Source organism: Legionella cherrii (genome assembly GCF_900635815.1).
GTDB lineage: Bacteria > Pseudomonadota > Gammaproteobacteria > Legionellales > Legionellaceae > Legionella > Legionella cherrii.
In genome coordinates this window covers 1584765-1610167 of record NZ_LR134173.1, presented here as the reverse complement: position 1 = coordinate 1610167, position 25403 = coordinate 1584765, and the positions used below count along the sequence as shown (strand labels likewise).

Here is a 25403-nt window from a genome sequence, read left to right as displayed (position 1 = left end):
GGCCCTTGTTGGATCAACGGGCAACCGATTTAAAAGATCAGCAGGCATTTTAACATTTTTTTCGATAGGGCGATATTTTTTCATAAAGAGCAATTATTGAATTAATGCCTCATCCGTCCTGACTTGCACCTTCCCCCCACTGGGGAGGAAAGGGAAACTTCCTAGATTGAAACAATGTAATCCCCTCTCACACGTGGGAGAAGGATAGGTGAGAATCTATCTCAAAAAAATACACTATGCAAAAAATAAAGCGAAAAACAACAAAAAATTCGGTAGAATAATTCACATTTTTAATCACTAGAAGTTTACCATGCCTCATTTTCAAAACCTTCAAAACATATTGGATATGGATTTTAAACAAATGCGCGCGATTCAGGGACATGAGGGCATGCGCGCAACGGATGAAGCAATCCATTTATTTATTGATAATTTGATTTCATTTTTTTCTCAATTTAATGAACCGCCAACTGGAGAACAATTAAAAACATATCAAGTTTATATGGAGAAAATAACCAACAAAATCAATGCAAGTGAATATGCTTATTATCTCAATAAATACTCTACTCAATATCCTAAGAATGCAGAAAATATGGCTTCAGGATGCATGCTCAAAAGCTTTAAAGATTTACCTAATCGAATGCAATATTGGGCTGCATCAGAGAAATTTGGCGAAGCGATACGGAATGCGAAAAACCATAGCGTCGCCGTAAAAAAATTAAATAAATGGGCTTACTTAATTAATCAATACAACAAGAATTTCTTCTTTCAACATCAAGAGGAGCAAGGTGTAAATAAAGAAAATATATCACCTCAAACAGATACACCTTCATTTGACTTATAAACCTCCAATAAACTTATTCTGAAATTGGAGATGCTATAATCATTGTAATGAGTTGTGATTTTTAAAGTAAATAAAATTATGGCTCCATGTTGTTAATCCATGCGGATCAATGAAAAGTACTCTGAAGAAGGAAAGATAAAATGTTGACTGGAGCTTTTATTTTTTTAATTATTGCAATCATTTCAGGATACATCACATATAAAGGAACGGATCCTTCATCAATATATCATGCAAAAATTGTATTTTATGTTGCGACAGTTCTTTTTCTGATATTACTGATTATTTATTTCTTAACTCCAGCGCCGCCTGTTGCAACCCAAGTGATAAATCCTCTGTTGCAATAATGAGAACGGGGCATTTTAATCTCGATTTACCATTCCCGCGCAGGCGGGAACCCCTTGCACCTGCGAAACTATCCATTCTCATTGCATTCATTCTCAAGAAACACTTTAAGCTGCTCAACCCATGCCTCATCAACATAATCAATCAACCTTCTATGTGCAGTTGACTCCATTGTTTTCTCAAAATGTTGATATAAATAAGGACGATAATAAGCAAGGTCGGGAACATCCATACCTATTTCCTTGGCTTTTTCATCATTAACGCGCACTCTTAGGATGTCTTTAAAATGGATATGGGTTTCAAAAAGAAGCATCTCTTCTTCAGACATGACTCCGCCCTGAAAGAAAAGAGTTTTCTTACTTGCTTCAGATAAACGTGCAAAATAATCCTTTTTCTTTCCCGCCAGATAACGTTTGGCATTCACATGATTGCCGATGAGCAAAGCAATTTTTGCAGAGAATCCGAGCTCATAAGCTACATTTGCACCTATCCATTCATGATGCACTACACCTAAATCTGCCATCTTATTTTGTTGGGTATCCACAGCAAAGTGGCCGATATCATGAAATAAGCAAGCAAGAATCACTTCCTGATTGTGTCCTGCTTGTTCTGCAAAATAAGCACACTGTAACGCATGTTCAAATTGTGAAATAGGCTCTCCTATGTATTCCATGTCATGAGCAAAATTCAAATACTGGAAAGCCCTATTAATTTTTTGGTCAATATCATTCATAGTGTTCATAGCATCATTTCGGAAATAGGATTAGCAACATTATAAATTGCAGCGCCAGCAGAATAATCTTTATTGGGATCGCGCTCACAATCTGGAGGAAACTTTTCTCTCTTGTCCTGATAATATGCCTCGCGCATAATTCCACCCTCAGAAAACTTGCTAAAGGTAATAAAAATCGCACGGCGGGGTTTATTACTGCGATTCGCCTCAGAGTAATGGGGCAAATAGGAGTCAAATAAAATAACGTCTCCAGTTTTACACTCAATTGGCGACCATTGAAACTGTGCAGCCAGCTCTTTTTTTATTGAACCATCCACTTCTTGAGGAAGAATTGTAGGCTGATTAGCACCACCTTGAACCACTTGCAAACAACCGTTTTCTAAAGTGCAGTCATCTATAGCGACCATCATGGTGATGTGAAATCGCTGATTAAAGCTAATAAATGCGGGGGCATCTTGATGCGGTTTAAATCCGCCACCACCGGGAAATTTATAGTTAATTTTTTCTTTGAAAATGGCAGCTTTTTCTCCCATTAAGGTAGAAATCAAGTTTAAAGTACGCGCGCTGTTGGCAACCTCATACATCCCCTTATGGTAATCAATAAAATTTTCAACACGACAAAGCTGGCGCTCCCCCAGAGCATTCTTTTCAAAATACTTCATCCACTTTCCGGGTGTTTCAGGCCAAGAAGTTAATTCATCACACCACGTTTGCAGATGTTGTTTCATATCCAAAAAGAGAAAATCGGGCAAGATGACAAATCCTTGTTCTTTCCAAAAACAGTGTTGTTGTTCGCGCAACTGATAATCCATAACTTCTCCTTTCAAGACGCTGATACCAAGGTACTTTCGGAAATAGAATCCGGTAGCTTAGCCAATTTATTCTCTTCTTGTTCTAACCATCTTGTTAACAACCCGCCAAGCAAAAGAGTACTCGCAAGAATGGCTAAGGTCAGATGGATCCCTAACTGAGCTTGGAACATTGGCAAGAATACAGTTCCAATAAACGCACCCAATTTGCCTGTACCCGCTGCTAATCCATGTCCTGTAGCTTTGAATTCGGGATTATAGAGCTTTGCGGGCAAAAGATAGGTGGTAATTCCTGGACCAAAATTAATAAAAAAGTTGAAGAGGATGAACCCGGTAAAAATAAGGCCAAGGCTTGGAAACAAATAGCTCATGCTAAGGATTAATAATCCCAAAAAAGAAAATATAAATCCTATCATCTGAAGTTTAATCAGCGATACCTGATTAACAAAAAAAATCACTGCAAAAGCACCTAAGGACACAAAGACATTAACCACTAAAGTACTTTTCAGTACTTCGGTTTGCGCACTTAAAAAATTGGCCTCATGCGATAGATTAAACGCTTGTAAGACGTAAGGAGTGAATAGTCCTATTCCATAATAAGAGATATCTAATAAAAACCAGCAAGAACAGAGACAAACAGTGATTCTTATCATGCGCGGAGAAAAAACCAATTGATAATGTTTAACGACTGAACGCCTTGATTGGTGTTTTAAACCTTGATGCACTTTCCATAAAAAGCTTTCGGGTAACTTGGCTCTGAATAATAACCCAATGAGTGCAGGAATTGCTCCTGAAGCAAATATCCACCGCCAAACATCGAGTTGGGGATGCAATTTAAATAAAAACCAGGCAACAATGACGCCGATGGGGGAAGCAAGACAATTAATAAACATCGCCGTTGCAATAAATTGGGCACTTTTACGAGCCGGTATCATTTCAGCCAAGTAGGCGGCACAAATGGGATAATCAGCACCAACACCAAAGCCCAGTAAAAATCGCAATACACACAAAGAGGTGATACTCCAGGCAAAAGCAGAACAAATGGCAATGAAAACAAAAAAAATAAGATTGATAATGAGCATGCTTTTCCTACCCAACATATCCGCCAATCGACCCACAATGACTGCACCGAAAACGGCGCCAAGAGGTGCTGCTGCCTGGGTGAGACCAATCATCAGGGAGGAAGGATGGTATTGCGCATTAATAAACGGCTCAGCTACCGAAGCAATATATAAGTCATAACCATCAATGAACAAACCCAGCGCACAAACTATCCAAACATGGAGAGTTAGGGATTTACTATTATTTTCGTCCATGAAAATCTCTTGATAATAAAGGATATTCGCAATTTTATTGCGTCCTTAGGTAGATGATTTTTTAACACAATCATCTCATAAAAACAAACAAGCTCAGGATGAAAAATTCAAGTGGTCACTCTTTTAAGGGTGGGCCTTGCCTATGGCCGCCAAGCTAAGAAATAAATCAGATAGCTCAGAATATCTCCTCTCCCGCCGGAGGAATTTATTAAAAATAAACGTTAAATCGCGGGAGAGAGTGAGGGTTTTGGTACATTTTTCCTGAGCTTGGCGGCTATAGGCTAAGACCCAACATGTAAATGGTGCAGCCTATACAACTAATCTCAAGCTACTTCCAATACGCGTTCCTTAGGGAGCATCATTCGCTCAATAATAAAATACATACCAATCCCTAGAATGATCGCCCCATCAATGACAAGGGCAACAGGACGCATCGAACCATCGAAGAAAAGGCCAGTTAAAGCTACGGCTCCGGATGAAATAAACAAACGTGTTGACATAATGAATGAAGAGCAGGCCCCCTTGTGATGAGGTAAAATTTCTAAAGATTGTGCAAAAGTCACGCTCATGGGAAATGCACAACCTACCGCCATCCAACACATTGAAAAGGTAATCAAACGGGGTGAATCGGGATATTGGAACGCAAAATAAGTAAACAGCACAATGGATATTGCACAACACACCATCCCCAAATGGACTGCTTTGCGACTACCAATTCTTGAGATCACTTTTTCAGCATAAAAACTGGTCAGCGAAAACAGCAATACAATGACCCCTTGCTGGACGGCAAATTGGAAATAAGATAATTGACACGTATTTATATAATAAAACGACGCACTACCAACAAAAGTTAAATACGCTGTCACTAACATATTGGGCATGCTGGCATAGATTAAAAACTTTCCATGAGTGGAAACGGTCCAATAGTCTTTAAATATTTTCGAAATCTCTAGAGGTTGCTTTTCCGATTTGGTTTCTGGTAATTGCCAAATCAGAAAAAACCATGAAATCAGGGCAATAATCGCGATGAAGAAAAAATTCGCTCGCCAAGTAAAATAGTTGATAATGGCACTGCCTAAAATAGGGGCTGCTGCCATAAAAATGGTAACATATGCGTTAATTTTACCAATATAACGGGCTGCCACTTCGCCACTATACCGATCAGAGATCATCGCAAAGCCCATCACTAAAGTACTACTGGCACCTAAACCTTGAATAAAACGCCAAAACATGAGTTGGTATATAGAAAAGGAAAACACGCACCCCACTGCTCCAATTAAGAAACAGGTTGCTCCAAAAATCATCAAACCACGTCGCCCCAAAGTTACAGATAAGGGTCCGTACAACAAACCCGAGAGACAGAATGCTAAAAAATTAAGGCTTAATGTGTTTTGGACTTGAGCTTCTGTACTACCGAAAAAAGTCATAATGCTGGGAAAGCTGGGTAAGGAAATATCGATTTCCATACAACAACCTAATAGGGAGATAACAATGAGAGTTACGAGCGGTAACTGAAATTTGGTGGCTGGCATGATGACTTCTTCTTAAAATCGAGATAATAGACGAATATCTATTGCAGAATATATTTAATCGTTGTGCAATTATATCTCTATTTGCACACCTTGAGAAGAACAAGCCTCTTTTATTAATTTTTTGCTTGGTGTGGCGTCAAATTTGATGAGGTTTTTGCAATCTGCTCAAGCTGCCCTACCAAGTCCATCAATTCATCATAAACGTCAGTCGGCTTTGACCAAAAAGAAAATGGGCTCGCCTCAGATTCTTCCTCTTTATCGACTTGGGGGGCAATCTTTTTTTTCTGCTCTATTTTGGTTTTTATTAATTCAATGTCGCGTATTAAAGACTCAGAATCCTCATCTTTGCCTGAAAGCAGTTTGTTTTTAAGCGCATCTAACAGATAATTTAATTGACTTGACGAAGGTACTTTGCTTAGTTTTCCAATCATTTTTTCGATTAGTGGAATACGTTTATCTTCATAATGTTCGATTCCATGAAATGGTTTTTGCGGGTCAATCTGGAGTTCAACCATCTTTTTTTGCCTCCATGCTTCAGGAAGATGCATTGAGCTTTGCATCCTATGCTTTCTAATTTGCAATAAATATTGAGAAGCAAATTCTTCTGCAGATAATTTAGCGGTTTCAGGGTTTGTTAACCAATTAGAAAATTCTATATTATCAGGATCCTGAGTACCATACTCGATCACTTGTTTAAAAGTTAGGGTATCACTTTGATCTTTTGGAATCCCTAAGTGTAACGCGGCACTATCAAGTAATAATTGATAAGGCACACCCCACAAAGTTTCCTTCATTAATTTCATTCGCTTCTCAATCAATTGAAGTAATTCTTCTTTGGCTTCGAATATCGGCCCTTTCGTTTCGCCTGCGAGCATTTTATCCATTGCATTTTCAATTGCTTTCTTGGTTTCAAGATCCTCTTTGCCAAATAAGAGATTTCCAAAACACAATCTATCAAAAAGTTCACTGCGGAATGACTTTCGTTGATCCAGAGGAATTGATTCATTAAAATGTTCTATCATATTGATAGCATTGAATAAATCAGTCATTTCACAGGCCATGCGACTGTCTTTTCTCATTCCAAATTTGAAATAGACAATAGGAGATTTCTCAATGGCTTCTAACTCCAATTTCCCCTGAAATCCTCTGGCAAAACTCTCACGAAATGCATGCTCAAGGAATAGATAGCCCATGTGTTTGATAAAGCCAGTATCTGTGGGTGGAAATCCATTTTGAAAATTATCCATGCGATTAATATGAATGCAGTGAGGTCTCACATTATAATCCATCGCCCCCACGAGTTTACGATCTTTACCTTCGCCAATATAAACTTCTAAAACCTGATGCTTTCTCCCTCGTTGTGAAGGTTTTACTACCGTTTGAAACGCCAATTCTTCGTTTTTTGCATTTAATAGCTTTGTTGTGTAGGGCATATTCAATCTCTTTTGCTCATAATGACTAATTATAGGTCTAAGTTAAGATTGAGTGTGTTCAATTGAATTTTGTAAATATATAAGTACACTTCAAGAACTATTTTTTAGAAATGCTTATTGAGTCTTTATCGTTTAGCTCTTGTTCAGAAAAATGCTCATATAATTTAGAATGAGAAACTGTCCCAAATCCTCGACCTCGATGTTCATCCATAATCTTAAGAAAGCTTTTGTACTCTTCGCCTGTATACGTTTCCCTATCCTCTGGTTTCTTTTTGCTTTCTGCATCTACATTACGGTCGAACTGCCCCTTGATTTGACCAATGATGGTTGACCACGTTTTAGTATTTCCATATTGATTAAAACGCCACATCGCTTGCTCCTCTCTAAGGTAAGCAAAATCTTTGTGTTTACCCTCAATGAGCTCAACCAATTTTAGTAAGGATTTATTCGAATTAATCTTAGGTAAAATTAAATTGATGCATTCTTTGGCTTTCGCTTTTTGTTGCGCTGTATTTAAATCGGTTGCTTTGCCAATCGCTTTTAACTGACTTAAGATAATATCTGCACCATATTCATTCCAATCAATAACGGTTTTCTCAGAAAGTACCGCACGTCCCCATTTGACATTATATAATTCGGCTCCTTGTAAATTTGCTCCGCTCAAGTCTGCACCAGAAAAATCGGCAAAATTGAACTTAGATTCGCGTAAGTCAGCATTGATTAAGGCCGCATTCTTAAAACTTGTATTGAAAAAGTGGCAATGAGTTAAAGTTGAATTGGCAAGATTAGCATTTTCAAATGTACTCTCATTCAAATGAAATTTATCTAAAACTAGATAGGATAGGTTATTACCTTTGAAATCTTGATTACGTTTAATTCGAGAATACTGAGCCATTTCTTCATGGGCATATAAATCCATCAATACTGGATCATTTATAAGAGATTCATTATTAATTAATGCAACAACTTGCTGTAAAGTAGGCTGTTTGATAGGCTCGAGAATATTTATATTCAGTTCGGTCTGGAATAATAGTTTAATAATTCTTTGCCTCATTCCTGTATGTTTTAAAAACTGGTCAGGGATTTCAAGCCTAGTGCCTTCTTTGTATTGTTCTGGGAACTGTTTAATATAGGAACCTAAGGTATTTCGTGCGAACGCTTGCAATCGCTCATTATCATTAGATATTTCATCTAATTCTTTTTGCTTTCTCTTATTAAATGCTTCATCACTTACTTTTGTTTTTATGGCGCTCTCTGCCGCAGAGTTGTTCTTATGACCCTCCCATGCTTCGGCAACCGGTGCAAATTTTGGTAATTCACTAGCCAAAAAAACAAGCATAGGTAAATTTTGCTGTTTAGAAAGAAAAGCGACGATTTTTTCTTGTTCACCAGCAATGCTCTCATCATATTGACTAATAATTGCTTCTCTTTGCTTTTCATCGATTAGGCTTGACGCCCGTGCTTTGTCTTGCTCAAGGAGTTTTTCATAAAGACCTCTTAGCACCGCTTGAAATTCGATTGTGTTCCGTTGAGAAAATACAGGCAAAAAAGCATCAAAGACTTTTTTATATTCTTTATTTTCATGGATAAATTGATGCGGTTCCGATACTTCAATGGGATAGTACATAAAAAGCTCGCTGTACCTAGTAAGCTGCTCAGCTACCAGTTTGGCTTGCTTTTTAATTTCTAAATTAAGTTGTAATAGTGATTGTTGCAACTCATTGAGAATTATACCTTTTTGTCGAACAATTATATCAGGGGTATCTTTGTTAGCCTGTTTAAATTGTTCTGTAAGAGACAGTTCGTCAAGCTCAATCGTTGTACCGGAGATGTCGATGATTGCTGTGGCTATTTGAACATCATGTTCGTCAAAAACATCAATTTTGAATTCTTTATTCTCACTTTTTAATTCCTGCAAAATGGTATGCAGTAGTACATCAAAACCAAGTCCATTAACTTCACCTGCAATTTTGTATTTCATCGCTTTACCTTTTGAAGTATTAATGTTTTTTGTTTAATTATAGTAAATAATGATTAAGTGATTATTAATTGTCATAATAAAAGATCAATAATTGATGGGGTTATGTTAAAAATCATGAGTAACAAGAGGTCTTGAGATTAGATGAAACAGTTGAGACTCCATAGGCTTAATGGCTGCAGCGAACTAACTCAGCTGCTTTAAATCGAAGTTACAGAAAAGAAGGGGTTGACTGTAATTATAACTCAGCAAGTTGATGCAAGATCATCTATAATATTTTACGACTCAATTTTCTAAATGCAGGGATGTTGGACAGATTATTTAAAAGGAGTTTTTTATGATTTCTATGAACAGGGTTTCTTTCAAAATAATACTTGGAACATTAAGTTGTCTCTCATTTTTACCTACTGCCTTTGCAGATGCACCTGCTACTCAAACTTCAACTCCCGATATTGCAGGCACCTATTTATGCAATTTTCGTGATCCTTTTTCTAACCCGACAGATGGCACAGAAGTACTTACCATTAAAAAAAGCAGTGACAATAATTATAGAATGTCCAAAAAAGGAATACATGACACTACACCAAGTATTGTTGGGGTTGGTTTGCAAAATAAAGATATAAATAATGCATTCTCATTTATATTTTGGTGGTCTAAAGATCTCACCACTACTTTTACCCAATACATCCTCATCAAACCTGATGGTACTCTGGAGGGTAAATGGGTACAAAATAATAAGAATCAAGCCGCTACATTTAGTTGTAAAAAATCATCATAAAGTGACTGATGTATTGGGGTGAATTAACAAAAGGAGTTTGTTATGAAAGCAGCATTGGCAGGTATCTCTTTAACAGCCATATTATATTTCATTATCCCAACAGTTTATGCAGACAATAAGACTGCCAGCACCTCTCCATCTCTTGTTGGGAGTTATCAATGCCAATGGAATGGCTCTTTATTGGCTAATAAAAACTTTACCCTTACTATATCGCAGACTGGCGATACTTATAACTCGGAATGGGATGATAGTACCGGTAATCCAGTACTGTATGGTACGGGATTAATGAGTTCGAATATCACTAATTTTTTGACGACTTCTTTTTGGGGCGTCACCGATAATACCATTTTAGGTGTATTATCTCTGGCAATAAAGCCAGACGGGTCTTTGCAAGGCAGCTGGATATCTCAATCCGGAAAAGACAGTGGAACCCAGACGTGCACCAAAAGTTAATAGCAACTTAAATCTGAGGCCGGGTAACCCTGCGCTAATCCGCACTGCCTACTGTTATGGTTTTCTGATATAAAGTCGCAATGGTTTGTTGAATTGAATTGGCGGCAGTAGAATTCTTGAAGAAGTTATGTAGCGATAGAAATGTGATTTATAACCTAGGAGACTTAATACCGCTACAACAATATAGTACCATTTTAATCTTAATTTATTATTAACTGCTTTTATTTTTTTCTTTCCTTGGTAAATTCGTAGTGAATAAGCAATAGACGGGTTTTACAAAGCAATTTATTTCAAAGAAATGTCTGACAAAGAACTATCAAAAAAGCAGTAAAATCGACTCCGATTTCAACAACTTTTTTCAGGATCGTGCGGTATATTTAATAGTTCGGTAACTTGAGCACTGTCAAAGAAAAAATCACATATTCCATTAATATCAATACGCTGATGTTCATTCTCAACAATATGTTTCATATAAAAGTTAATACGAACTCTAGATAGACCATTTGAACTTATCTCATTAAAATTAGGAAGCTCATTATGGTTGCTCACCGTCAGAGTCATTTTTTCATGCAAAATATTATCAAGCACTGATACATAGCCTAATGCATTTAAAAAACAACCAACAACGATATTCCCCGTCTCCAAGAGGGCTGATTCTTCGAGACACCCTATTTGTCTTGTTGAACCAAGTGTCCGATGTAACAGAACATCACAGATTCTTAAAGCGGAAATTCTTGGTAAGATATAGGTACCAAAGCCCTCTAAAGTACCAAGCAAAGGAGTAGTCATTATTATCGCTCCTCCCAAGTTAGGATTAATATGGGCGATCTCCTCTTTCATACTCTCTTTGATGATGCTTTGTACCTCAGTGACTTTGACACTGACATTGGCACTTGTTAACGTCATCTGTTGGCTTAATAATTTTGATAAGGCAAAGGTCGCTTCTGTTGCTGCGAAACTCATTAATTCATTGAATCGTTTCTCTATCTTCATCATGATTTATCCTGTATGTTTTTGCTTTAAACATAGGAAAAGCTCTTCGACATCCATAATGAAAATCGTGTCACCTGATCCTAATAATGCCGCCCCAGAGAACAACTTACTCCCTCGAATGATTGGATTAATCGGTTGAGTAATAATTTCTTCTGTGCTGAGCAGCGCGTCTACAACTAAACCTAATAACTCTTCTTCTTTTCTTAAGACGACAATAAATTGGTGTTCTTCTGGAGTTACCTTTTTCTTAAATAGAACAGACAAACGCAAAAGAGGGACATTGATTTGCTCATACACAAAAGCTTTTTTTGATTCCAATCACCTTTAACCACTGCGGTTGCTAACTGAGCAATATTTCGAAGCATTCTTAAATTCGATTTACAAAGCGATACAATAAATATAGTAAAAGTATAATATTTTTACAAAAATGAATAGCCGTGATAGAATTCCTTAAGAGCACTTAGTTTTTTTTTACCCACATAACTAAGTATCCCATGTCTGAGAGAATTTGTTATGCCAAAATGTACTATTAGATTATTACTCGATGCAGCACAGCTCGCGTATCGTATTGAAGGAAAAGAGAATAAGTTGCGCGAAGACGAAAACGAAACGAGTGAAGGCTACATCAAAACCAAGACATTAATAGAGGGTATCACTAAAGCTGAATACGAGATCCAGGCTAAAACCAATCCCGAAGCAGATGCTTCTGACGCTTTAGCGGCTGTTTGTCTTAAACCAATAGATGACAAATCCCCTTCCCCTATTATCATCTCGTACAGAGGAACAGCGTCGATTAAGGACGTGTCTTCCAATATTAATCTAACCTTAACGGGTACCGTAGGAAAAAAATTACAGGAAGAAGCTTATGATTTTTATGAGCAGGCAAAAAAACGGTTTCCCAATAGGGAAATAATTATCGTCGGACATTCTCTAGGAGGACACCTGGCTCAATATGTCGGAGCTCGAGCCTATGCCACAGATAAAGACTTGCGAGACTCAAGAAAATTACATGTGAGAACATTCAATACAGCCTCTATCGATTCACTCCATGGCCGATCATTAACTGAAAAGCGCCCCGATCTTCTTGCTCAATTTTGTAATTACAGACTGGACATGGATATTGTCAGTGGGCTACCCGTTGCAGAAAATTTAGGTAGATTACCCACTCCACGATATTATGGAAACACCTTTTCTTTTTGCACCGATAAAAACAGATTTGCAGCCCATCCTTTGAGGGCAATGAGAGAAGTTATTCCTGACCCCGTACAAGATTTAGAAGTAGGTGGAATCAATCAAGCTCAAAGGGATTTGAACATGCTGAAAGAAGCCGTTCTAGGTATAAAAGAAGCCTATGCAGCCCACATAAAGGGGCAATGGTTTTCTACGTTTCGAATGGGTAGCCAAAATAAAAAAATTATTGATAAACAATTAGATCTTGTTACTGCTGCTTTAAATGAAAATCCACCTGATTTTGAAATAGCAAGAATGCAACTAAGTATCGCCAAGCATCGAACATCTGGCCCTACTTCGTATAATTGCCTTGACTTTTTAACCAAAGAGCTTAATTTTGTTAAGAGTGAATCGCCTGAGGATGCGACAATCTTGACCGTTAGGACAACTCAAAATAATATTTAGATTTTCTATGTGCTTCACTTCATTGATCTAAAGGTATTTTTCCATAGATTATGGGGAAGACCATAGTTCAGATTAAACCATTCACTGTTTATTAAGTGCATTTGCTGCAACTACTGCCGGTTCTGCGGCAGCCTTTACCCTTGGATCAATGGAAAAATTTCCGCCTTCACAAGACTTTATTGAAGCAACTTATCCATTAAAATCCATATCATTGTTAAAAAATTGACAATACCTTAAGATCCAGTTGCAAATTCACGTTTTGTTAATCATATCCTAATAATTATCTGGTATAATAATTAACCCAAGTGTTCTTTTTTAATTAAATTTTATGCCTGATAATTTTGGTTTCGCTGAAATTAGTACTATTGAAGATGCCACTGCTGCGTGGCAATCTTTTTTTGGTCGTTTTTTCTCGCCGGAAATTCCACCAGGTGTTGATGTCACTTTTGATCCAAAATTACCCGTGTTTGCTCCTAGAGAAAATAAAAATGCTAAATACAAACATCCTGGGTTCATAGACCCTAAAACAAAAAAGTTTCCTGTAGATCCAGAAAGAACCCTACATTCTGATGATTTTGATGACTTTTTAAATGGCAATAAAATTACCATTCCGGCACATATCACTCTTGATGCTGAGGGCTTGGAACGAGTTGCAAACGCAATTGCAAGTGGTGATTTTGAAAACCCAGCCTTAAATAAAGAAGAACATACTTTTTACGCGTTGTGGCTTTTCAAACAGAACAAAATCACGCGCCAACAAATAACTACGATACTCGCCAGAGCCCAAATTCCTAAAGAATATCCTTTGGTGAAAACGTTTTCTATTTTTGATAAACATGGGAAACTTACCCAAGAGGCTATTGAACTACTCTTTCCAGCGATTGCAAAAAGTATCTATGGTGAAACACTGACTGGGGAGCAGTATGAACGATTACTGTACCTTATTTTAGCTGCACCCAAATCAGAACAAGTTTTTTTTATTTCAAAAAATAATCCGAAAATTATTGCTCCACGAAACAAGCCTTTCCAACTCGGAAATGCTCTGCTGAGAAATAGTTCTTGGCATAGGGCAACATATCAAGGAGAGGAATATGATCTTTACTTATCTTTCGGTGTTATTGAAGCACTGCAAATTGCACGGTATGGAGTTAATGGCGCTGCTGCAAATCGTGCCAAAATAGGAAAGGTAGGAATTGATGCAGTAAAAGAGGCCGTTGAATATAACTATAGACCGACTGCAATTAGTGTGCAGGATAGTGGCGTTGAAACACCTACAAAAGATATCCATGGGTATGCTGACAGTCCCATGCCTGTAGTAACAGAGCATGATGTGTATCATGCAAAAATACAAGGCACTCTCAGACCAGATTTCAATCTGATGTTAAATCATATGCATCAGATTATTTCTCAACATACCAAACTAAAATGGTCAAAAACCATGTGGGAAATAATAGACCGTGAGTTTCTTGCTTTTGTACATCCCACAAAAGGGATGAAATTGAAAAGTGGTGAAGAGCGTTTCATTGAAATGCTTCATCGTAATGATATGGATCAAGTGCGTTTATTCAGGAGTTACGATCCTCCACTGTTAAGTGATGATGGATTTGCCATAGTTTGGCATATGGTGAATCAAAGTGATGTTTGGAAAAAACTCTATCACGTTGATATTAATCGTTTGGGCTATCCATATGATATGTTGATTAAACAGATGAAGGCCTTCCAAAAAACGCTTAATAGTATTTATAAGGACAAGGAGGGCAGCCATCACAAGCACACCGAGTTGCTTACACTGAAGTATCGTTTGTTTGGTAAAACTTCTACCACTGAGTTTAAAAAAATTTGCAAGCTAATTGATACTCTTGAAGATCAGTTAATTCCTGAAAAAGATAAAATCACTGACCACGTTCAAAAATTGATATTTGGAAAATATACTGATGGAACGGATAAGAATTTAACCATACTTAAATTTAAAAATTTTGGCAAAGAAGTATTAATTGATGAAAATTCAGTAAAAGAAATAATTCCAATGCTGGTGAACATGCAGCTTATTTCTAAATTCGGAGAAAAGAATCCAGAAAAAGTAAAAATAGAACTGGAAAAAATCTCCAAGCAATTCAAAAGTACTTATCAGGAGGGCTCTTTTTCAAAAAATGAATTGGCAACTTCAATTGGTAGGTTCTCATCAATAACCGAAAAACTTGATTTTCTTGAGGCATGTTATGAAAAAATAATTCATTCAAAGGAATACACTCAACGACACGCCACTGCAGATAATCTATTTGCTTTTTTTAAAAATCCATTAACTGCGTCTCAACGGAAACATATCATTTTGTTAAAAGAGCAACTCAATGAATTAATAACAGAATTTCAACAATCAAATCATTTAAGTAAAGAAGATAATGAAGAACTGCAATGGTATATGAAAAATCGTGGCTCTAATCTGGCTCTTTGCAATACTGATCGGTTTTATCTACACTTAGACGCCACCGTTCCCTCCGCCATCCAGATAGGAAAATTAGAAAGTTAGACTGTTTTATTAGTAACAGCTTAATAAAAAATTCAAGACTTACCTATTTACACTATTTCATCTGACTATAACTGATTCCAAGTGTCTGCATAGCGACTATGTTTCATCGTAGCCAACCGTCTTAAACAAAAGGCCTGGACAGTTGCTACTTTTTCCCGCAAAGGTTCACTATAAAATTCATAATTAGCTCCACGGACTCATCGATTGAATATTGGGACGTATCAATCACCATTTGTTTGCTTTGCCAAAGTTCATAGTGGCGATCCAAAACATCTTGCCATGTAGGCAGTTTATGCCCCTCTAAATCGGCAATACGTCCTTCTACCCGATTTTGGTGAACTGTTGCATCGGAACAAATGAGTTCAATCTCGATGAAATCTGCTCCCGCTTGTTTGGCTACTTGCTGCCAATGTTGGCGTGTGATTGCAATCGGATTAACCGAGTCGGTGACCACGTTTAAGCCTAAGGCCAAATTCTCTCGAGCGACTGCATAACTGATAAAGTACCCCTCTGAACCTACTATCAATGAATCAGGATAGCCATCTACGTTAAGTAAAGCCTGCTCAATGGTGTCTACTCTCAGATAAACTGCCTTTATACGCTGGGCTATGATTTTAGAAATCGTAGTTTTTCCTGTGCCTGGCAACCCACCAAAAATAATTAACATCGCTCGATGGCCTTTTATAAAGGTTTGTAGCATTTTTTATTATTTTCCTTTTTTCTTCAAAATGTGCAACCTTATCCTTATCACATTTTGTTTTATTTCAATTATCTGTGTATCTTTTAGAGCAAGGATTTCTTAAAAGTGATTCAAAGCGTTTTGCTGTATTGAGTTGATAAATATTCTTTATAATCTCCCTGGCTTTCCTCACACGCTTTTTTGTAAGATTGTTTTCTAAATTCCTCAGAACAAAACAAACCCTCTTTTTTGAAAAAATGATGAATTTGTCGGTTTGTTTTATTAGAGGATTTTAATAAACCCTCGCTGACTGCGGTTTTTACATTTGTTTTAAGTAATGGCGAGTTGATTTGAACAAGCCATTTGTTTGCTATGTCCTGTTTTTGCCAACGTCTCATTTTGAGATGGAGACGCCTCTTTTTGCAGAATATTGCTAATGACTCTGATTTTTTTATGCAATATTTGCATCACTGACAATACATATTTTTTTCTGCTTTCGTGCATTTGCTCATAAGCAACAGGAAGTGCATTTTTTTTTGAAAAGCAAATATTATCGATCACCCTATCGAGCGTCGTTCTAAGTTGTGTATCAGCACCATAAAGGCCCAGCTCGATACGTTTTCGAATTTCATGAGCTTCTTCTAACAATTGGGAGACAATTTTGGTGTACTCCCGCTTGAGCTGAGTATCTGTTTGAGTAGATAAAAAGTAAGCCCAATTTGTTTTGAATTTCCCTAATACATGATTGTCGTTATACAAAGGTAATTTAGACCCCGGCTTAGCAACTCGATATTCGCCCCCTACAATCCAGCTTAATAAAAAATTATAGGCCTCCAAGCCCGTCATCAGTTTGCAGGCTTTATTTTTATCTTTGAGTTCTTCTAATAATTCAGCAAAAGCTTTTTGATCTTCAACCTCATTGAAGATAAAGATATGCCTGACACAAGAAACTGAGTGAATCGGTTTTACTAAGTCTTTAAATCGCTGTATGGTCTCTTTGGTCTTACCGACACCACGATTTAAGGTGAGTTCAATTACTCTAAATTTTTGAAAATCAAAACCCATGTGCCCCCCGGAGATTAGAAACTATTGAGATTTCTTAAATAATCAACATGTAGAATGGTTCTGCGGTTTCCACCTACTCTGCTCATGCGCAATGATTCATTTAAAAACACTAAGGCATGAAGATAAACCAATGGTATATTAAAATGATAATTTGCTAAAAACAAGACAAGAACAACCATTGAATCAAGAGCCTGACTGGACTTTATTGCTTGGGTAAATTCAAGAACGACAGCACTTTTATTCTGGGAACTCGCAATCGAGAGTCCGTTATTAACGTAATGACGGCCAGACGAGCAAACTTAGGCTGTGCGCAGATTCATACGCCCCCTGCATTGCTCAGACCAGGTTTGCTTGATTTACTGCACCGCATTAAAAATTGTTGCATACAGGGACGTCTTTATTATTCAATAGATCCTCCTAATCTTTCAACGTTTCAGGCGACATAAGCATTTTATAGATTTCGCCAACATGCATTTCTTCTTCTTGAATCATTTTTCTGGCAAACTCTTCAACTAACACTGACTTTTTTTCTGAATGGTGTAAGAGTTGATAATATAAATTCAAACCTTGTTTCTCATGCTCAAGAGACTCCTCCAAAATAGTTCTAATATTATGCTGATGAGTCTCTAATAATGTGCCAATTTTAAGTGTAGGGTGATAGGAAAAATGGGTGATGAGCTCCCCTATTAAATGAGCGTGATTTAAGCTCTCTTGAGCCTGATCCCGCATCCATTTACAGATAGGAATACGATTAAAACCAAATATCATAAAAGAGTAGTGGGTATAGCGCACAACCCCCGCCATCTCAAGCTCTAATAATTTATTTAGCGTTTTTATGATGGCATCATCCATTGTTTCAGACTCGGGTCTTCCCTGTGTCATAGTTCATTCCTCTAATTTGCCTATCTAAGAGTATAGAATAATTCAAAAGAAATATGGGTTGAGGCGCAAGTCCATAGGACCTTAACCCAGGCTTCACTTGGTTTCACCCAAGCTTGCTGGATTAAGTTTCAGACTATGATTTCTTAAGACTTTCAACTCACTTCAATCATATCTATTATAAACTTAACATTGAACCTTGCTCAGGTTTAATTAATGCGACACCGATATCATTTTCCTGCGACAATTCATCGATAACCTGCTTTCGTGTATCCTCTTTCGAATTTGAAAAATCCACTAATCTGGGTTTGATGTGAGTAACAATAACTGGCAATCCCCGCAGTGCGTTTTTTAAATCGAAAGGATCAACAATTGACCCCAGTTGGCGCAACTCAAACATAAATAAACTTGGTTTTAAATGCCCAAATAATTTGTCATCTGGCTGTGAGTTTAAAAAGGAACACTCGAGCATGATGGCATGAAGCTGCTTATTTCTTATGAGTGGCGCAATTTCCTTCCAAATAGTTTCCAAATTTGTCGATTTTTCAATGCGATCAGCCCCCGTATCCCCCAAGTATAAGAGATATTCAGTCTTATAACGTATTAAAAAGGCGCTTGATGCCATTCCACCATGACTTAAAGGGAACGTTTTTACCTGTAGATCGGTATTAGGAATAGCAGTCCATTGCAGCAATGGTATGGTTTGATAATGCTGATAATTCAAGTGCGGAATTTCACCCCCATCACCAAAATTTCCCCAAACAGACCAATTAAAAATATTTTTCTGCAATGCCTGCATGGTTTCTTCGCGTGCCATAATTGTCTGCTGCGCTCGTAATTCGGGTTGAGCCATTACAAGCCCCATCAGATGATCAAGATGTGCATGAGAAATGAGGTAAGCCGGAATATGTTTTTGCAGCAAATCGTCAATATTTTTATTTAATACCGATTGCTTCTGGAGGCTAACTTCAAGCCCACGCATCAAAGTACCCCCATCAAGGGCCGTATAATTTTCGCTCTCGATTGTTTTTAATAAATAAGCGGATAAATTCCCATCTTTCAAACCGCCATAGACTCCAAGAGGAATAATCTCGAAAACAGGTGCGCAAGATGCTGCGTCTGACAACAAAAAAATCAAAATCGTAATCAATAATTGACGCATGCAGGCTTCCTTAAAGGCTTCGGGTAATTGTGTAAAATAATATAGTAATTCAGACTTGCTGCAATCAGAGATTTTATAGAGTAGAAAATCAGCAGCTTGATTCAAGTGACTTTATAGTAAACCTTGAATGCAGAAATGTAATCCCCCTATTTTTAATCAATTTCCTCGTCCCGGACAGAGTACTTTCAGCTATTAGAATGAATTTAGTGTCATGAGCAACCGATATGATAGGTAACACCATTCAAGGCGAGAAAGGTATTCACAGCCTCCCCCAAAAATCCCCTCTCCCCTTGGGGAGAGGGCTAGGGTGAGGGCAGCCATTTCTATTCTGAGCTTGGCAGCTAGGCGACTTGATTCAACTTTTCAGGGTAGCGAATTTTTGGAATGAACGTCTACTAGTTCCTCAAGATACTCATAATCCCTTGTAAAAACTTCTTTTATTTCCTCAGGACTAGGCCGAAGTTCAGGTTTCGGAGCTAACGTTGGGAGTAACACATACATTATACTCTCTTTTTCGTTCTCACTGAGTTCGCACTCCTCAAGGTGGATAAGATCGCTGTCAAATAAACCCTTTTTGCTTTCAAGGTAAACCCCTTTGATGCCTAATTTAGGATTAGGGATCATTCTTTGTTCTCCCCAAATCTCAGCGAGAATATGTCCTAAAGCAAACACATCGCTTGCTGTACTGCTCCCATCTCCCTCGAATCGCTCGGGAGCCATATACACTGGAGTACCCCTTATTAAAGAACCAGAATCGTTAACCTTTATTTTCTTGGCAAAAGCGAAATCTATAAAAGTAACAATTGGCTGCTTGGGGTTAGAAAGATCCACCATTATATTTCTAAGAGAAATATCATTGTGCACTAAACCTCTCCTTTTTACTTGTTCTATATATGCATCGAGAATGGCAAGGGAAATTGCTTTTCGGGTAGCCGTGTCCAGTGGTTCTTGCGGCGTCCCATACAAAAGATCATGTAAAGTAATCCCAGGGGCTTTTTTAATGATAAAATACGCACCAAGTGATCCATCATGATCTCTAAAAAAGACAGGTTTTCTTACTTTTAAATGACCCGCTTGTTTGGTTCGTTTATATTCTTCGTTAATGCTTTTACGCCATATTGCTTCTTCTTTCTCTTGTTTAAATAAAATGAATTTTCTCACTCTCTCTTTATGTGGTTTTAAAGATATGGGTATAAATTCAAGCCCCCTTTCGTTAAAAACCAACTTCCCTTCGATAAGGTCAATACGTCCAAATTTTCCGCTGGCTGCTTGGCCGTCTCTCATTACCTCAAAACATTCACTGATGCCGTCTTTTCCCAAGCGCCAATTCAGTTCATGGGTTAATTTAAATCGGATGGACTCATGTGTATAAACCGTATCTTTTAAAAACACTTCGGGATTATCATCACCCTCCAAAAAATCGATTAGGAAGGGGATCTGCTCTTGACTCAACTGAGTAGGATTAATGATTATCACTGACTCATCAGCTGGATTGGTATTGTTTTCAAGTTCCGATTTTGCTCTCATATAAGCTCTTATAAAGGACAAATTGTACCGAAATTATACTTTTTAATTATTAAGAAAATATTATTTTTCCAAGGAATAATTTGTAATTATTCCAGGACAGTAGGTAACTCGATGATAAATAATTAAATTAGAATGAAATTCGCTTGATCTCGTGTTACAGTTGGCCAATTTTTTGTGTTATTCATTTTGGTGTAACAAATTATGTCCTTATATCAGCTTATTAATCGCCAACTTAGGCCCGCAGGTTTTCATTATGAAGAAGAGCAACTAAATCAACTAGATATAATCGAATATATGCTGTTTGAATCAGCAGGCGTATTGCCTTTGCTACAAGGGAAGCCGCTTAAATGTGTCTTTCGTCCAGGTCATAAAAGCACTATTTTTTTTCCCGTGAGTCAAAAAGTCTCAGCTCTTGAGTTCGGTGTTAAAATGAACGAAGCTTCTATAAGCGAAGAAGAGCAAATTAATTTTTCTCAAATTGCCCATGCGATTGCAGATAAATTTCCAGGGAGTGTTGTTGATGGGGAACGTCAATTTTATAATCATTATAATACATTCAGCGCAGTTATTATTCCCGACCAACATATTAAAAATGCGATCCAATCCTCTTCTCTCTTTTTAGCAGCCGGTAACTTATCAGAATTTGATTTAGAATCACTTCTTCTCCTAAGAAAGAACCTTAATCTCTATAAAATTGCTGATAATAATCTCTCAGACCTGGTAGATAGATTACTCATAAGAGTCAAAACCCATATATCAGAGCACTATGACCTACCTATAGTTCATCAGGCATTACCTAAAGTAGAAAAGAAATTCGCAGCGATGTTGGCCATTAAAAGAGAAGAATATAAATATAATCAATTGCTCCGGGAGCTCAAACATAAATTACACGAGTTGGCTCATAAAGGAACGATAGCTTATGCATCTCCTTATCTCGATGAACCACCTGTTTCGAATGATAATTTTGATCCTAATTACTTGAGTGTCGCTCCAATTGCTCAACAATTAGAAGCTACCTTAATCGAAAGTGGTGCCGATTTTTTCAATAATCCAATTTCACAAAAAAGCTTTGAGGATTTCAAACAAAAGTGTCAGGGATCAATAACAAGCGCAAAAATTGATTTTGCCAACTTTCGCGGCAAAGGAAAGTGGTATAATGAACTGAATCCCCTATTGAAAGCACTTATCGTGTGTGTCAAAGCAATAGCCGGAATTATTGCTGGTCTTACTGTGGTTCCAGGGTTGTTGACAGAAATCTATTCTGAACAAGGCTATATCGGAACTTTTTTTAATACTAAAACAGACTCGCTCAGAAAATTAGAAACCTTTGAACAAAATCTTTTTTCTAATAATGGTATCTTTGATGAATTAGATAAAGAAATTCCCAATATAGGAATGGTCATTTAGATTCAGGGCTTAATTCCTTCAGCTCAACAGCAAAGCAACGCAGCAACTGTCTTGAATCAGCTGCTGTGTCAAAATTGCATAGGGAACATAAGGTCGTTCAATTCCACTTTGTGTATGCTCGCTATAAAAATCTGAATGAAACGCTTAGACTATTGAACGAGCAACAGTCTCAACTACTTCTTCAGCATATTCCACCGCATTTCGCATAACGCCCAACATTCATTACAGCGGGTAAGGTTAAAACGGCGATACATCCCCCTTTAACTTTGCCATGATCATGTTGTAATTCTTCAATAAACTTTTTATTTTTATGAATCAAATCTTTCGCCCGGCAATAAACTCCATGAACTTTATGTTCATTAGGAGCATTTACTTTAGGAGAACTCGCGTCTATTGCTTTCTCAAAAAACCGTTTCATATCATGACCTCTTGATCATTAAAAATAGTGGATATCCACCTCAGAACAGAAGATTGGGTAAATTATCATTCCCCTCTTCCAAAGTGCTCAATATATTACCAATTGATCACAGTTAATACAATATGCATATTTAACGATTTCAACTGGACGATTTTATTGTTATAAGTCATGATGCAAAGAGACACCCAGTTTTTGCCCACTATAAAATACCTAGTGCTAAGAGTAGGTGTTTCTTGGGTGAAGGAGTTTTAAATGATATTCTTTCCTGCCTATATGCCTCTATTTTTGAAAGGAAATTTTGCGGATGAGCGTCTTGAGATAGTGCAACGATTTTTAATGGTAATCGAAGAGAGAGTTTTCTAATACAGGATTAAGAATCAAAAGAGGAAAGGCAACATGCTGAAAACGAGTCAAGTGAGTGAAACTTTGCGGCAATCTGGTATTCGTGCGGCAAGCACGGAGTGTGAAAAAATTGGCGGCATTAATTTAGGCCAGGGTATTTGTGATTTACCTACTCCTGAGGTCATTAAACAGGCTGCGATACGTGCGATTGAGCAAGAAAAAAATGTGTACTCTGCGTGTGAAGGGGTATTTAATTTACGTCATGCCATTGCTCATAAAATTCAAACTTTTAATAAAATTCCAGTTCAGGCCGAAACAGAAGTTCTGGTAACTCATGGTTCCACCGGTGCTTTTATTTGTGCGACGATTTCTTTGTTTAATCCAGGGGATGAAGTTATTTTGTTTGAACCCTTCTATGGCTACCACAAAAATATTTTAGAGCTGTATCAAGTTCAAGTTAAAGCGGTCCCCATTAATCTGCATGACTTAAGCGTTCAAATGGAGGACCTTGAACAAGCGATTACCCCTAAAACCCGGGCAATTATCATTTGCACGCCATGTAATCCTTGCGGCAAAGTGTTTTCTGAGCAGGAATTATTAGCCATCGGTGACATTGCAGAACACTATGATTTAGCAGTAATCACGGATGAAATTTATGAATATATTACTTATCCTGGCTATAAACATGTGTCTTTTGCTAGTTTGAAAAATTTTAAAGAACGCACGATCACGATTTCAGGATGTTCAAAAACGTATAATATGACGGGATGGCGTTTAGGTTATGCCAGTGGTCCGGCCCATGTCATTGCGAAAATGGCCCTGGTTCAGGACCTAGTATATGTGTGTCCGGCAACCCCCTTACAACATGCGGCGATTGACGCGTTTAAATTACAAGACAGTTATTATCAAAAAATGTGTCAAACCTATTTGGAAAAACGAGATCATACAGTTCGAGAATTACGTGAGATTGGTTTTGATGTGACCGTTCCTCAAGGAGCTTATTATATTATGGCTGATTTTTCCCGCATGGGCTTTAAAGATGATGCGACCATGACGCGCGTATTATTAGATCAAGCCAAAGTTGCCGTGGTTCCTGGACGTTCATTTTATTTAAATCCGGATAAAGGAAAACATGTCTTACGTTTTTGTTATGCGTTGAGTATGGAAAAAGTAGCGCAAGGAGTAAAACAGATTAAGGATGGTTTAGTATCCTGTGTGTCCTAAGACCTAGACTAACTCCTGGCAGATAGGTTGGGGCATTTTTCCCAATCTAGCTTGCTGGGTTATCACGCAAAAAAAACACCATCGTTTGGATTATGAATAAAAAAATTATTGCTGCAGCATCCTTAGGCACTCTGCTTGAAATGTATGATTACGCAATTTATGGGTTTATGGCGCCAATTTTAGCGTCTCTTTTTTTTCCTATTGCCAATCAACACGTTGCGTTAATTGCAACATTTGCTATTTTTGCAGCAGGCTTTTTAATTCGACCATTGGCCGCCTACTGGTTAGGGAATCTAGGTGACTCTATTGGTCGGAAAAAAACATTGACGCTCACTCTCTTAGTCATGACGTTTTCATCAAGCTTTATTGGTTTATTACCTACGTATAAAACCGCAGGCATTATCGCCCCCATATTGCTAACTATCTGTCGATTAGCCCAAGGAGTTTCCGTAGCCGGGGAAATGACCTTAGCAAGTATTTACATCTATGAAAATGTCAGTATGCGTCATAAAGGGTTCGCCGTTAGCTTTGTCACTCTGGGTTCTATTTGTGGGTTGTTACTGGCAATCATCATCAGCAAAATAACCTTGTCATTTTTTTCCAAACAGGAACTCCTTTACCTTTGGCGTTTCCCTTTTTTAATGGGAATATTCGTTGGTTTTGCTGGAGTTTATTTGCGAAGTAAGACCAGAGAAGTGACCAATTTTTCAAAAGTAATGACCAAAAGACAACATCATCCATTAATAAGTGCCTGGCATTATCGGCAAAAAGCAATTATTGCTATTTTTCTTCTAGCAATTTTTTGCAATGCCAGTTTTTATACTCTTTTTGTTTATATGCCATCGTATTTACAACAACGCGGATTAGCAATAACCGTAGCGATGGATGTAATTATGGTGGCAATGATTTGTTACAGCATAGGCTTACTTCTCTCAGGATTTATCTCGGATACTCTAGGAAGACAATTCCCGTTAGCAGTCAGTTTGATTGCAACTGTTTTTGCCAGTCTCCTGATCAATTATTTAATTAATGCAGGAACCTTAATACAGATTACTTTGGCTTGCAGTGCTTTGGCGATGATTATCTCTCTTTTTATTGGCAGTGTATTTACCGCGAGTCTTGAACTATTACCACTAGAAGAACGAGCCATTGGTTTTACTTTATTTTTTAACCTAAGCAATTCTTTATTTGGCGGTACAGCGCCGCTGATTATTTTACTCTTAAGTTATATTTTCATAAATTTTGCCTTTTCCATTTATTTGATCGCGATGGCTTTGTTGACTCTTCCGGCCCTATGGTTAATGCAAGAGAAAAAACCAGCATAGCTAAT

The 25403-nt window shown here is 37.5% G+C and carries 23 protein-coding genes; 9 read left to right on the top strand and 14 right to left on the bottom strand.

Features of this window, described 5'->3' with window-relative positions:
* Positions 1-310: 310 nt before the first annotated feature.
* Together EL022_RS06990 and EL022_RS06985 are read left to right on the top strand one after the other, a co-directional pair.
* Positions 311-841, top strand: coding sequence for a hypothetical protein (locus tag EL022_RS06990; protein WP_028381080.1), 531 nt, complete (start codon positions 311-313; stop codon positions 839-841).
* 140 nt (positions 842-981) lie between these two features.
* Positions 982-1185, top strand: a complete 204-nt coding sequence (locus EL022_RS06985) for a DUF1328 family protein (RefSeq protein WP_028381081.1) — start codon at positions 982-984, stop codon at positions 1183-1185.
* 68 nt (positions 1186-1253) lie between these two features.
* Here EL022_RS06985 and EL022_RS06980 read toward each other — a convergent pair whose 3' ends face one another.
* The 6 genes from EL022_RS06980 to EL022_RS06955 form a co-directional block, all read right to left on the bottom strand.
* A complete protein-coding gene (locus EL022_RS06980) occupies positions 1254-1916 on the bottom strand; it encodes an HD domain-containing protein (protein ID WP_035900889.1) in 663 nt (220 codons plus the stop codon).
* 5 nt (positions 1917-1921) lie between these two features.
* On the bottom strand, positions 1922-2728 hold the full coding sequence (locus EL022_RS06975; protein WP_028381083.1) for a phytanoyl-CoA dioxygenase family protein: 807 nt from the start codon (positions 2726-2728) through the stop codon (positions 1922-1924).
* Between the two features lie 11 nt (positions 2729-2739).
* On the bottom strand, positions 2740-4041 hold the full coding sequence (locus EL022_RS06970; RefSeq protein ID WP_028381084.1) for an MFS transporter: 1302 nt from the start codon (positions 4039-4041) through the stop codon (positions 2740-2742).
* Between the two features lie 323 nt (positions 4042-4364).
* A complete protein-coding gene (locus tag EL022_RS06965; protein WP_081776878.1) occupies positions 4365-5573 on the bottom strand; it encodes a multidrug effflux MFS transporter in 1209 nt (402 codons plus the stop codon).
* A gap of 113 nt (positions 5574-5686) precedes the next feature.
* Complete coding sequence (locus EL022_RS06960; protein WP_028381086.1) at positions 5687-7006, bottom strand: hypothetical protein; 1320 nt, start codon at positions 7004-7006, stop codon at positions 5687-5689.
* 97 nt (positions 7007-7103) lie between these two features.
* Entirely contained in the window at positions 7104-8987 is a 1884-nt protein-coding gene (locus EL022_RS06955; protein WP_028381087.1) for a pentapeptide repeat-containing protein, read from the bottom strand.
* A gap of 334 nt (positions 8988-9321) precedes the next feature.
* On the opposite strand from EL022_RS06955, the gene EL022_RS06950 reads away from it, so the two are divergent.
* Together EL022_RS06950 and EL022_RS06945 are read left to right on the top strand one after the other, a co-directional pair.
* Entirely contained in the window at positions 9322-9762 is a 441-nt protein-coding gene (locus EL022_RS06950) for a hypothetical protein (RefSeq protein ID WP_241972263.1), read from the top strand.
* A 42-nt stretch (positions 9763-9804) separates the two neighbouring features.
* Positions 9805-10215 carry a hypothetical protein gene (locus EL022_RS06945; protein WP_028381089.1) on the top strand — a complete coding sequence of 137 codons (411 nt, stop codon included), beginning with the start codon at positions 9805-9807 and terminating at the stop codon, positions 10213-10215.
* A gap of 345 nt (positions 10216-10560) precedes the next feature.
* Here EL022_RS06945 and EL022_RS06940 read toward each other — a convergent pair whose 3' ends face one another.
* Both EL022_RS06940 and EL022_RS06935 read right to left on the bottom strand, forming a co-directional pair.
* Complete coding sequence (locus tag EL022_RS06940) at positions 10561-11211, bottom strand: hypothetical protein (RefSeq protein WP_028381090.1); 651 nt, start codon at positions 11209-11211, stop codon at positions 10561-10563.
* 3 nt (positions 11212-11214) lie between these two features.
* Complete coding sequence (locus tag EL022_RS06935) at positions 11215-11526, bottom strand: chemotaxis protein CheW (protein WP_028381091.1); 312 nt, start codon at positions 11524-11526, stop codon at positions 11215-11217.
* A 195-nt stretch (positions 11527-11721) separates the two neighbouring features.
* Here EL022_RS06935 and EL022_RS06930 point away from each other — a divergent pair, with 195 nt between their 5' ends.
* Entirely contained in the window at positions 11722-12843 is a 1122-nt protein-coding gene (locus tag EL022_RS06930; RefSeq protein WP_051544451.1) for a lipase family protein, read from the top strand.
* A gap of 328 nt (positions 12844-13171) precedes the next feature.
* The gene (locus EL022_RS06925; protein ID WP_028381092.1) at positions 13172-15370 is read left to right on the top strand and encodes a hypothetical protein; all 2199 of its coding nucleotides are present in this window, start codon (positions 13172-13174) and stop codon (positions 15368-15370) included.
* A 145-nt stretch (positions 15371-15515) separates the two neighbouring features.
* On the opposite strand, the gene EL022_RS06920 is transcribed toward EL022_RS06925, so the two are convergent.
* The 5 genes from EL022_RS06920 to EL022_RS06900 form a co-directional block, all read right to left on the bottom strand.
* Positions 15516-16070 (bottom strand): P-loop nucleotide/nucleoside kinase family protein, encoded by a 555-nt coding sequence (locus EL022_RS06920; protein WP_237761229.1) that lies wholly within the window; start codon positions 16068-16070, stop codon positions 15516-15518.
* Between the two features lie 309 nt (positions 16071-16379).
* Positions 16380-17114 (bottom strand): hypothetical protein, encoded by a 735-nt coding sequence (locus tag EL022_RS06915; RefSeq protein ID WP_126325136.1) that lies wholly within the window; start codon positions 17112-17114, stop codon positions 16380-16382.
* 417 nt (positions 17115-17531) lie between these two features.
* Positions 17532-17996 (bottom strand): ferritin-like domain-containing protein, encoded by a 465-nt coding sequence (locus EL022_RS06910; RefSeq protein WP_028381095.1) that lies wholly within the window; start codon positions 17994-17996, stop codon positions 17532-17534.
* Positions 17997-18171: 175 nt separating this feature from the next.
* Complete coding sequence (locus tag EL022_RS06905) at positions 18172-19155, bottom strand: MBL fold metallo-hydrolase (protein ID WP_028381096.1); 984 nt, start codon at positions 19153-19155, stop codon at positions 18172-18174.
* Between the two features lie 363 nt (positions 19156-19518).
* The gene (locus EL022_RS06900; protein WP_051544452.1) at positions 19519-20682 is read right to left on the bottom strand and encodes a serine/threonine-protein kinase; all 1164 of its coding nucleotides are present in this window, start codon (positions 20680-20682) and stop codon (positions 19519-19521) included.
* A gap of 201 nt (positions 20683-20883) precedes the next feature.
* On the opposite strand from EL022_RS06900, the gene EL022_RS06895 reads away from it, so the two are divergent.
* The gene (locus EL022_RS06895; RefSeq protein ID WP_028381097.1) at positions 20884-22089 is read left to right on the top strand and encodes a hypothetical protein; all 1206 of its coding nucleotides are present in this window, start codon (positions 20884-20886) and stop codon (positions 22087-22089) included.
* 181 nt (positions 22090-22270) lie between these two features.
* On the opposite strand, the gene EL022_RS06890 is transcribed toward EL022_RS06895, so the two are convergent.
* Positions 22271-22507, bottom strand: a complete 237-nt coding sequence (locus tag EL022_RS06890) for a hypothetical protein (protein ID WP_126325134.1) — start codon at positions 22505-22507, stop codon at positions 22271-22273.
* A gap of 396 nt (positions 22508-22903) precedes the next feature.
* Here EL022_RS06890 and EL022_RS06885 point away from each other — a divergent pair, with 396 nt between their 5' ends.
* Positions 22904-24073 carry a pyridoxal phosphate-dependent aminotransferase gene (locus tag EL022_RS06885; RefSeq protein ID WP_028381099.1) on the top strand — a complete coding sequence of 390 codons (1170 nt, stop codon included), beginning with the start codon at positions 22904-22906 and terminating at the stop codon, positions 24071-24073.
* Positions 24074-24165: 92 nt separating this feature from the next.
* On the top strand, positions 24166-25398 hold the full coding sequence (locus EL022_RS06880; protein WP_028381100.1) for an MFS transporter: 1233 nt from the start codon (positions 24166-24168) through the stop codon (positions 25396-25398).
* Positions 25399-25403: the final 5 nt, after the last annotated feature.